The sequence below is a fragment of the Actinotalea caeni genome, from assembly GCF_009733795.1.
GTDB lineage: Bacteria > Actinomycetota > Actinomycetes > Actinomycetales > Beutenbergiaceae > Pseudactinotalea > Pseudactinotalea caeni.
Genome location: NZ_WNXX01000043.1, coordinates 1 through 9,576 on the forward strand (window position 1 = coordinate 1; position 9,576 = coordinate 9,576).

Consider the following 9,576-nt stretch of genomic DNA (forward strand, 5'->3'; position numbering starts at 1 on the left):
CAGCCGGCGGCGAGCCGCGCGCCGACGTCGCCGAGCGCGGCCGGCGTGCGCAGGCACCGGGACAGCGCCTCGCGCGCCGCGGGCGGGTCGTCCTCGACGAGCGTGCGGCTCAGCCCCGCGAGCGCGGGCACCAGCACCTGCGCCGAGCGGGTGACGTCGGCGACGGCGACGGCGTCCCGGTAGGCCGCGGCCGCCTGCGTCGGCAGCCCGCGCAGCCGGTACGCCTCGCCGATGCCCATCGCCGCGTGCGCCCGCATCGGCGAGTCCGCCCGCGACCACAGGGACTCGGCCCGGCGGTAGGCGTGCAGCGCCTCCTCCAGACGCCCCAGCCCGAGCAGGGCGTCGCCCATGTTGTGGTGCGCGAGCGCGGCGGGCACGAGCGTCCCGTCGGTGTCGGTGTCGGTGTCGGCGTCTGGCGCCGCGGCGAGCAGGGTCAGGGCCTGCTCCAGCCGGTGCACGGCCGCCTCGTGCTGCCCCTCCTCGTTGAGCCGTGACCCGATGTTGGTGAGGATGCGCACCACCGTGTCGCGCTCGCCGGCGGCGGTGGCGTGCTCGAGCGCGACGTCGTAGGCGCGGGCGTTGCCGGGTCGGTCGCCCGCGGCGGCGCGCAGCAGCGCGTCCGCGACGTGGGCGTCGGCCAGCGCGGCGTGGTCGCCGCAGCGCTCGGCGAGGTCCAGGGCGCGCGCGGCCAGCGGGGCCGCCTCGGCGAGCTCGCCGCGCGCCCAGCGCGTGCTCGCCTCACCCGCCGCGACGCGGGCCAGCTCGGTGAGCACCGGTGCCGGCGTCGCCGACGTCACCGGCCCCAGCTGCTCGCGGGCCCGCGCGTAGAGGTCGAGCGCCTCCTCGAAGCGCCCGGCCCGGTGAGCGGCGAACGCGGCGCGCCGCAGCCGACTCCCGGGCACGATCTCATCCTCGGGCCGAGGGGTCGCAGCAACGGGGCGCACCACCCTGTGCGGGGCGCCTGCGCACGCATGCGCGCTGCACGGTCACGTCCCGACTGTAGGACGCCCGGCGTCCGCGCGGGGCGAGTCGGGAGCGGGTGCCGAGGAGGGGCGGAGGGGAGGGGGCGAGGGAGGTCGCAGCGCTCGGGCGAGCCCCGACACGCCGTGAGCGTGTCGGCGCGCGCGTCCCACACCTTCGAACACGTGTTCGTTAACCTGTCCACAGGTGCGGACGGATGCACCGGTGTCCACAGCAGGTGGTCGGCGGCTCATCCGGATGTCGGTGGTCGGACATAGCCTCACCACGGGTCAGCGCTCGGCGAGGGCGTATCCCGACGAGACCAGCCCAGAACCGAGACGGCGGTTGCCACGAGCAGCGGCCCGAGAGACAAAGGAAGCACACCATGCCTGCACCCCTCGCAGATCGCAGCAAGGCCCTCGAGGCCGCTCTTGGCCAGATCGACCGCCAGTTCGGCAAGGGCTCGGTCATGCGCCTCGGCGACGACACCCGGCCGCCGGTCGAGGTGATCTCGACCGGGTCGATCGCGCTCGACGTCGCGCTCGGCATCGGTGGCCTGCCGCGCGGCCGCATCGTCGAGATCTACGGCCCGGAGTCCTCCGGCAAGACGACGGTGGCGCTGCACGCGGTCGCCAACGCCCAGCGCAACGGCGGCATCGCCGCCTTCATCGACGCCGAGCACGCGCTCGACCCGGAGTACGCCAAGAAGCTCGGCGTCGACACCGACGCGCTGCTGGTGTCCCAGCCCGACACCGGTGAGCAGGCGCTCGAGATCGCCGACATGCTGATCCGCTCCGGCGCGCTCGACATCGTCGTCATCGACTCGGTCGCCGCGCTCGTGCCGAAGGCGGAGATCGAGGGCGAGATGGGCGACTCCCACGTCGGCCTCCAAGCCCGGCTGATGTCGCAGGCGCTGCGCAAGATCACCGGTGCGCTCTCGGCCTCGGGCACCACCGCGATCTTCATCAACCAGCTGCGCGAGAAGATCGGCGTGTTCTTCGGCTCGCCCGAGACCACCACGGGTGGCAAGGCGCTGAAGTTCTACGCGTCGGTCCGCATCGACGTGCGCCGCATCGAGACCCTCAAGGACGGCACCGACGCGGTCGGCAACCGCACCCGCGCCAAGGTCGTCAAGAACAAGATGGCGCCGCCGTTCAAGCAGGCCGAGTTCGACATCGTCTACGGCTCCGGCATCTCCCGCGAGGGCAGCCTCATCGACCTGGGCGTCGAGCACGGCATCGTCCGCAAGTCGGGTGCCTGGTACACCTACGAGGGCGACCAGCTCGGTCAGGGCAAGGAGAACGCCCGCCAGTTCCTCAAGGACAACCCCGACCTCGCGATCGAGATCGAGGAGAAGATCAAGCTCAAGCTCGGCATCGGCGTGCGGCCCGAGCAGGCCGCCGCGGCGGCCGAGAGCGGTAGTGCAGCCGAGGCGACCGGCAAGAAGAAGCCGGTCGCGGTCGACTTCTGATCCGCACCACAGGCGCGCACGCGTGCGCCCCGCCTCCCGGGGGTGACCGGTGACCGGTTCGCAGCAGGACCGGCTCCGGCGCGCTCGGGAGGCGTTGGCGCGCGCCGAGGCAACGAGCGCGGCCGCTGCCGAGGCCTCCCGCGCCGAGGCCGCACGGGGTGGCGCACCGGAGGGTCGCGGGGCGGCCACCGACGCGCCGGGTCGCCGCCGTGGCGGCGTCGTCGGCGCCGCCGGGGAGCCGGCCGCGTCGCCGGGTGAGCGTGCACCACGTCGCCGCGGCGAGGAAGAGCGCCCTCGGCGCGGCGGGCGCCGCCGCGCTCCCGCGCAGGAGCCGCCGAGCGCCGGCGCCGCCGCGGTGGACGCCGAGCCCGACCCGGAGTCGGTCGCTCGCACGATCGCGCTCAACCAGCTCAACCACTCGCCGCGCTCGCGCGCCCAGCTCGCCGAGGCGATGGCGCGCAAGGACGTCCCCGACGACGTCGCCGAGCGCGTCCTCGACAGGTTCGAGGGGGTCGGTCTCGTCGACGACGCCGCCTACGCCGGCATGCTCGTGCGCACACGGCTCAGCGAGCGCGGGCTCGCCCGCCGAGCGCTCGCCGTCGAGCTGCGCCGCAAGGGCATCGACCCCGAGACCGCGGGCGCCGCGCTCGCCGAGGTCGACACCGACGACGAAGAGGCCGCCGCCCGCCGGCTCGTCGAGAAGCGCCTCCGTGCGATGTCGGGTCTGGAGCCCGAGGTGCGGCGTCGCCGGCTGGCCGGGATGCTGGCGCGCAAGGGCTACGGCGCCGGGCTGAGCTACCGGGTGATCAACGAGGCCCTCGGCGCCGAGGCCGAGCAGGCGCCGGACCTCGACTGAGCCCTGGTCGCGGCGACCAGGCGGCCACTCGGGCGCGGCCCGACCGCTCAGGCGTCGTCGCCACCGCCGTCGCCGCCACCGAGGCCGCCGCCACCGAGGCCGACGCCGGCGCCCGCACCACCCGGCACGACGGCGGCGCTGGCCTGCTGCGGCCTCGTCCGACCGCTGGTGCGGGTGCTGACGCGTCGCGCCGTCCACTCCGCGAACCGGCTGAGCAGCCAGTTGATCACCACGAACACCACCGCGACGCCGAGCAGGATCTGCAGCAGCCCGCCGCGGCCACCGAGGATCTGGGCGGACCGGAGCAGCTCGGGGTAGGTGACGATCGCGCCGAGCGCGGTGTCCTTGAGGATGACGACGAACTGGCTGACGAGCGAGGGCAGCATCGCGACGATCGCCTGCGGCAGCTCGATGTTCCAGATCGACTTGCCGCGCGTGAGCCCGATCGCCAGACCTGCCTCGCGCTGCCCCTTGGGCAGACCGTGCACGCCCGAGCGGATCAGCTCGGCGATCACCGCGCCGTTGTAGAGCGTGAGCCCGATGACGACACCGACGAACGGAGCCTGGCTCGCGGGCACCACGCCCGGGATCGTGCGCGTGAAGAGCAGCCAGCCGGCGATCATCATGATCAGCACCGGCACCGCGCGGAAGAACTCGACGACCAGCCCGCAGAACCAGCGCACGGCGCGGTTGCTCGCGAGCCGGCCGAGACCGAAGAGGAACCCGAACAGCAGCGCCGTCACCACCGAGACCGCCGCGGCGGTCAGCGTGCGCTGCAGACCCGGAAGCAGGTACGCCGTCCAGGTCTGGGGCGTGACGAGGATGCCCCACAGGTCGGGCGACCACTGGCCCTTCTCGCCCATCTTGACGACGACGAAGGCGGCGATGCCCAGCAGCAGCAGCACGCCCACGACGTTGGCGATGGCGACGTTGCGACGCGCCTTGGGACCGGGGGGCGTCGAACAGGACGCTCTGCGCGCTCATCGGGACACCGCCAGTCGCTGGGAGAGGAACGTGGTGACGAGCCCGACCGGGATCACGATGACCACGAACCCGACGGCGATCGCCATGAAGATCGGGACGACGTAGTTGCCGTTGTTCTCGATCATCTCCTTCATGAGGATCGAGACCTCCGGCACGGAGACCGCCGCGGCGACCGTCGTGTTCTTGATGAGCGCGATCAGCGTGTTGCCGAGCGGTGCGATCGCACCGCGGAACGCCTGCGGGAAGATCACGAGCCGCGCCGCCGCGAGGAAGGGCAGCCCGATCGCCCGCGCCGCCTCGGCCTGCCCGACCGGCACCGTGTTGACGCCGGAGCGGATCGCCTCGCAGAAGAAGGCCGCGTGGTACACGGTCAGCGCCAGCACCGCGAGCCAGAAGAAGTTCGCGGTGAAGTCGCTCGACAGCCGCAGCCCCAGCACCGACCACAGCACCGAGATGCAGAACACCATGATGATGGTCAGCGGGGTGTTCCGGAACAGCGTCACGTAGCCGGAGCCGATCGCCCGCATGCTCGGCACCGGCGACACCCGCATCAGTGCCAGCACGGTCCCGAGCGCCAGGCCGAAGATCCCCGCGAAGAACGCGAGCCTGATGTTCACCCAGAAGGCGCCCGCGATGTCGTAGGTCGACAGCACCTCGAGGAAGTCGCTCACACCTCACCTCTCCGGATCGAGCGGCGGCACCGGGCCGCCCTGGTCAGACGGTCGCGGCCGTGGCGCCCCGCGGGACGCCACGGCCGCGGACGGTCAGGAGGGGACGCCGCCGCAGTCCGCCATCACGGTCGGCGGGTTCGCCGCCGACGGCGTGTAGCCGGTGCCCTCGGTGTTGGCCTGTACGGCCTTCTCCCAGGAGCCGTCCTCGATCATCTCGGTGATCGCGGCGTTGATGTCCTCGCACAGCTCGGAGCCCTCGGGGATGCCGACGCCGTAGTTCTCGGTCGAGAACGGGTTGCCGACGACCTGCAGGTTGCCGCTGCCCTGCGCCGCGGCGAGACCGGCGAGGATGATGTCGTCGGTCGTCATCGCGTCGACGCTGCCGTCGAGGAGGAACTGCGCGCACTGGCTGTAGCCGGGCTGCTCGACGAGGTTGACGTCCTCGGCGAACTCGTCCTTGACGCGCTGCGCCGAGGTCGAGCCCGACACCGAGCACAGGTCGAGGCCGTTGAGGGACTCGGGCCCGGTGATCGTGCCGGCGTCCTCGGAGCGGATCAGCAGGTCCTGACCGGCGACGAAGTACGGACCGGCGAAGTCGACGACCTCCTGGCGGCTCTCGGTGATCGAGTAGGTCGCGAAGATCATGTCGACCTGGCCGTTCTCGAGCATCGTCTCGCGGTTGGCGGAGATCGCCTCGACGAACTCGATCTGGTCCTCGGAGTAGCCGAGCTTCTCGGCGACGTAGCGGGCGACGTCGACGTCGAAGCCGGTGTACTCGGTGCCGTCCTGGAAGCCGAGGCCCGGCTGGTCGAACTTGATGCCGATCGTGAGGCCGTCGTCGCCGCCGCCGGACTGGCACCCCGCCAGGGCGAGCGCGCCGATCGCGAGGGCGCCGGCCGCCATGGTGAGTCGTGTTCTCCGCATGCTGTGTCTCCTTCGTGTTGCGGACGGGGGGAGCCCGCGCGGGGTGTCGCGCGGCGCATCTGTGGGCGTCGGTCGATCAGTGGGTGAGGATCTTGCCCAGGAAGTCCTTGGCGCGGTCGCTGCGCGGGTTGGTGAAGAACGCGTCGGGCTCGGCCTGCTCGACGATCTGGCCGTCCGCCATGAAGATGACACGGTCCGCGGCCTTGCGCGCGAAGCCCATCTCGTGCGTGACGACGATCATCGTCATGCCCTCGCGCGCGAGCGAGACCATGACGTCGAGCACCTCGTTGACCATCTCGGGGTCGAGCGCCGAGGTGGGCTCGTCGAACAGGATCGCCTTCGGCTGCATCGCCAGCGCCCGCGCGATCGCGACGCGCTGCTGCTGCCCGCCGGACAGCTGCGCGGGCAGCTTGTGCGCCTGGTTCGCGACGCCGACGCGCTCGAGGAGCTGCATCGCGAGCTCCTTGGCCTCGGCCGGCTTCATCCGCTTGACCTTGATCGGCCCGAGCGTGACGTTCTCGAGGATCGTCTTGTGCGCGAAGAGGTTGAACGACTGGAACACCATGCCGACGTCGGCGCGCAGCCGCGCGAGCGGCTTGCCCTCCAGCGGCAGCGGCTCGCCGTCGAGCAGGATCGTGCCCGAGTCGATCGGCTCCAGCCGGTTGATCGCCCGGCACAGCGTCGACTTGCCCGACCCGGACGGGCCCAGCACGACGACGACCTCGCCCTTGTGCACCGTGAGGTCGATGTCGCGGAGCACGTGCAGCTCGCCGAAGTGCTTCTGCACGTCCTGCAGCACGATCAGCGGCTCACGGCTGGGCGCGGGGAACCTCTCATCGGCGTCACCGGTGGCCTGGTCGGCGACCGGGGTCACGTCTTCGACTGACATGCCTTGCAACCTAACCCCTCATTGTTTGCCGAACCTCACGTACTGGTCACAGAACGGTGACGATCATCGCGCGCCGGCCTCTCGTGCGGGACGTAGAATCGCCGTCCGTGACGACCCAGGCCACCCCGCAGCGCACCTACCTGGTGCGGACGTTGGGCTGCCAGATGAACGCTCACGACTCCGAGCGGATGTCGGGGCTGCTGGAGGACGCCGGGTACGTCAAGGCGCAGACCGCCGGCGCCGGCTCGCTGCTGGGCGAGGCCGACGGCGCCGACGTCGTCGTCATCAACACGTGCGCGGTCCGTGAGAACGCCTCCGAGCGGCTCTACGGCAACCTCGGCCAGCTCGCGGGGCTGAAGAAGGAGCGCCCGGGCCTGCAGATCGCCGTCGGCGGCTGCCTGGCGCAGCAGGACAAGGCGGGCATCGTCGAGCGCGCGCCGTGGGTCGACGTCGTCTTCGGCACCCACAACATCGACGTGCTTCCCGCGCTGCTCGAGCGCGCCCGCCACAACGGCGAGGCGCAGGTCGAGCTCGAGGAGTCGCTCAAGGTCTTCCCGTCGACGCTGCCGACGCGGCGCGAGAGCGCGTACGCGGCGTGGGTGTCGATCTCGGTCGGCTGCAACAACACCTGCACCTTCTGCATCGTGCCGCACCTGCGCGGCAAGGAGCGCGACCGCCGCCCGGGCGAGGTGCTCGCCGAGGTGCAGGCCGTCGTCGCCGAGGGCGCGTGCGAGGTCACGCTGCTGGGGCAGAACGTCAACTCCTACGGGGTCTCGTTCGGCGACCGCGGCGCGTTCGCCAAGCTGCTCCGCGCGTGCGGGCGCATCGAGGGCCTGGAGCGGGTGCGGTTCACCTCGCCGCACCCGGCCGCGTTCACCGACGACGTCATCGACGCGATGGCGACCACCCCCAACGTGATGCCGAGCCTGCACATGCCGCTGCAGTCCGGGTCGGACCGGATCCTGCGCGCGATGCGGCGCTCCTACCGCAGCGAGCGGTTCCTCGGCATCCTCGAGCGGGTGCGCGCGCAGCTGCCGGACGCCGCGATCACCACCGACATCATCGTCGGCTTCCCCGGCGAGACCGAGGAGGACTTCCAGGCCACGCTCGACGTCGTCGAGGCGTCCCGCTTCGCCTCGGCCTTCACGTTCCAGTACTCGCCGCGGCCGGGCACGCCGGCCGCCGACCTGCCGGAGATCCCGCGCGAGGTGATGGCCGACCGCTACGCGCGGCTGGTCGCCCTCCAAGAGCGCATCAGCACCGAGGAGAACGCCAAGCAGGTCGGCAAGGTCGTGGAGGTGCTGCTCGGCGAGTCCGAGGGCCGCAAGGACGGCGCCACCCGCCGCGTCAGCGGCCGCGCCCCGGACAACCGGCTCGTGCACGTGGGCCTGCCGGCCGACTGGGACGGCCCGGCCCCGCGCCCGGGCGACATGGTGACGGCGCAGGTCACCCACGCGGCGCCGCACCACCTCATCGCCGACTCCGCGCTGCAGGGCGGCGTCTTCGAGCTCCGTCGCACCCGCTCTGGCGACGTGTACGAGCAGCGCCGTGCCGGGCGCGAGCGCGCCGAGCGGGAGGCCGCGGCCGCGGCGGCCGGGGCCCCGTCGGCCCCGTCGGCACCCGCGCGGGTCTCGCTCGGGCTGCCCGGCATCCGGGTGCGCTGAGCGGCGTCAGCTCGGGGGCACCGGGGCCCGACGGCCCAGCGGCTCAGCCGGCGTCCGGGCCGTCCGGCTCCGGCGGCGCGAGCCCGGTCTCGGTCAGCGCGGCGAAGCACTGCTGCGCGGTGCCGACGCCGATGCGCAGGTACTCGCCGAGCTGGGTGTCGGTGAGCCCCGCGCTCGCGTCGACCGCGACCCGCGTCTGCACGACGACCTCGGTCGGCCCGGCGTCGAGGACGACCGTCGGCCAGATCCGCTCGCGGTGCCAGTCGTTGACGAAGGTCTCGACGTCGCGGCGGCGGGACAGCGGGATCTCCGGGCCGATCCGCGTCGCGCTGCACAGCAGCACCACGCCCTCGGTCGTCAGCAGCGACGCCGCGACCGCGGCGGCGCCGACGCGCCGGCGCAGCGTGGCGGCCTCGACGTCGGGCTCCCAGCCCTCACCGAGCGTCGACGCCAGCCGCTCGAAGGTCAGCGGCGCCGGCACCGGCGGCATCCCGGGCAGGTCGGTCGGCGAGGTCATGACAGCGACTCCGGCGGCAGCGAGAGCGGGTCGGGGTAGCGGGCGTTGATCTCGGCGAAGAACCCGAGCGCGGCGGCGAGGCCGACCCGCACCGCGCGGTCGAGCTGCCGCTCGGACAGCCCGTGCCCGATGAACGTGCTGTGCTCGGCGACCACGCGCATCGAGCCGTCGTCGAGCACCACGAGCGAGCACTTGGGCCACGCGGTGCGCGCGTGCCGGGCGTTGACCAGCGCGATCAGCTCCTCGCGGCGGTCGATCGAGACGACGCGGTTGAGCTGGCCACGGACCTGCAGCACCCGGCCCTGGCCGGCGATGCCGAACGTGAACAGGCAGCCGCTCCAGATCCCGCCGATCTGGCCGTCGCCGCCGACGAAGTGGCGCTGCTTGTTGCTGCGCAGCCACGCGACCACCCGCTGCGCGTCGACGGGACGCACCTCGTGACCGTCGAGGACGTCCGCATCGTCCGGGTCCGGGGACGCCGGAGGGGTCTGAGCCATCACGGCCGAGTCTAGGTGTACTCGGTCAGCACGTTGGTGACAGTCGGCTGATCGGTGGCTTGCCTCCGCAGGCGGTGTGGGCTCGAGCGTAGTTGTAGTGCTTGAGCCATGGGGCCAGCGCGTCGGCTCGGGCGGTGTTCGAG

At 72.6% G+C, this 9,576-nt stretch carries 10 protein-coding genes and 1 pseudogene; 3 read left to right on the forward strand and 8 right to left on the reverse strand.

Annotated features, from left to right (window positions below; translation table 11 throughout):
• Positions 1-902, reverse strand: a 902-nt coding sequence (locus GPA02_RS18565) for a tetratricopeptide repeat protein (RefSeq protein WP_156201930.1), incomplete at its 3' end; no start/stop codon positions are given.
• Between the two features lie 443 nt (positions 903-1,345).
• On the opposite strand from GPA02_RS18565, the gene recA reads away from it, so the two are divergent.
• Positions 1,346-2,431, forward strand: a complete 1,086-nt coding sequence (gene recA / locus GPA02_RS18570; RefSeq protein WP_156201931.1) for a recombinase RecA — start codon at positions 1,346-1,348, stop codon at positions 2,429-2,431.
• A gap of 49 nt (positions 2,432-2,480) precedes the next feature.
• Positions 2,481-3,287 (forward strand): regulatory protein RecX, encoded by an 807-nt coding sequence (locus GPA02_RS19565; RefSeq protein ID WP_338027543.1) that lies wholly within the window; start codon positions 2,481-2,483, stop codon positions 3,285-3,287.
• A gap of 47 nt (positions 3,288-3,334) precedes the next feature.
• Here GPA02_RS19565 and GPA02_RS18580 read toward each other — a convergent pair whose 3' ends face one another.
• From GPA02_RS18580 to GPA02_RS18595, 4 genes are all read right to left on the reverse strand, one after another.
• On the reverse strand, positions 3,335-4,192 hold the full coding sequence (locus GPA02_RS18580) for an amino acid ABC transporter permease (RefSeq protein WP_338027544.1): 858 nt from the start codon (positions 4,190-4,192) through the stop codon (positions 3,335-3,337).
• Positions 4,193-4,267: 75 nt separating this feature from the next.
• A complete protein-coding gene (locus tag GPA02_RS18585) occupies positions 4,268-4,942 on the reverse strand; it encodes an amino acid ABC transporter permease (protein WP_156201932.1) in 675 nt (224 codons plus the stop codon).
• A gap of 93 nt (positions 4,943-5,035) precedes the next feature.
• Positions 5,036-5,866: a glutamate ABC transporter substrate-binding protein gene (locus tag GPA02_RS18590; protein WP_156201933.1), complete on the reverse strand. Its 831-nt coding sequence runs from the start codon at positions 5,864-5,866 to the stop codon at positions 5,036-5,038.
• Positions 5,867-5,942: 76 nt separating this feature from the next.
• Positions 5,943-6,755 carry an amino acid ABC transporter ATP-binding protein gene (locus GPA02_RS18595; RefSeq protein ID WP_156201934.1) on the reverse strand — a complete coding sequence of 271 codons (813 nt, stop codon included), beginning with the start codon at positions 6,753-6,755 and terminating at the stop codon, positions 5,943-5,945.
• Positions 6,756-6,919: 164 nt separating this feature from the next.
• On the opposite strand from GPA02_RS18595, the gene miaB reads away from it, so the two are divergent.
• Positions 6,920-8,419 (forward strand): tRNA (N6-isopentenyl adenosine(37)-C2)-methylthiotransferase MiaB, encoded by a 1,500-nt coding sequence (gene miaB, locus GPA02_RS18600; RefSeq protein ID WP_240134147.1) that lies wholly within the window; start codon positions 6,920-6,922, stop codon positions 8,417-8,419.
• A 43-nt stretch (positions 8,420-8,462) separates the two neighbouring features.
• Here the strand turns inward: miaB and GPA02_RS18605 are convergent, their stop codons facing one another.
• The 3 genes and pseudogenes from GPA02_RS18605 to GPA02_RS18615 all read right to left on the reverse strand — a co-directional run.
• Positions 8,463-8,936 carry a YbjN domain-containing protein gene (locus GPA02_RS18605; RefSeq protein WP_156201935.1) on the reverse strand — a complete coding sequence of 158 codons (474 nt, stop codon included), beginning with the start codon at positions 8,934-8,936 and terminating at the stop codon, positions 8,463-8,465.
• Positions 8,933-9,433, reverse strand: coding sequence for a type III secretion system chaperone family protein (locus GPA02_RS18610; protein ID WP_156201936.1), 501 nt, complete (start codon positions 9,431-9,433; stop codon positions 8,933-8,935). The genes GPA02_RS18605 and GPA02_RS18610 overlap by 4 nt, the downstream gene beginning before the upstream one ends.
• 25 nt (positions 9,434-9,458) lie before the next feature.
• A pseudogene (locus GPA02_RS18615) lies at positions 9,459-9,576 on the reverse strand (IS481 family transposase); the annotation flags it as partial.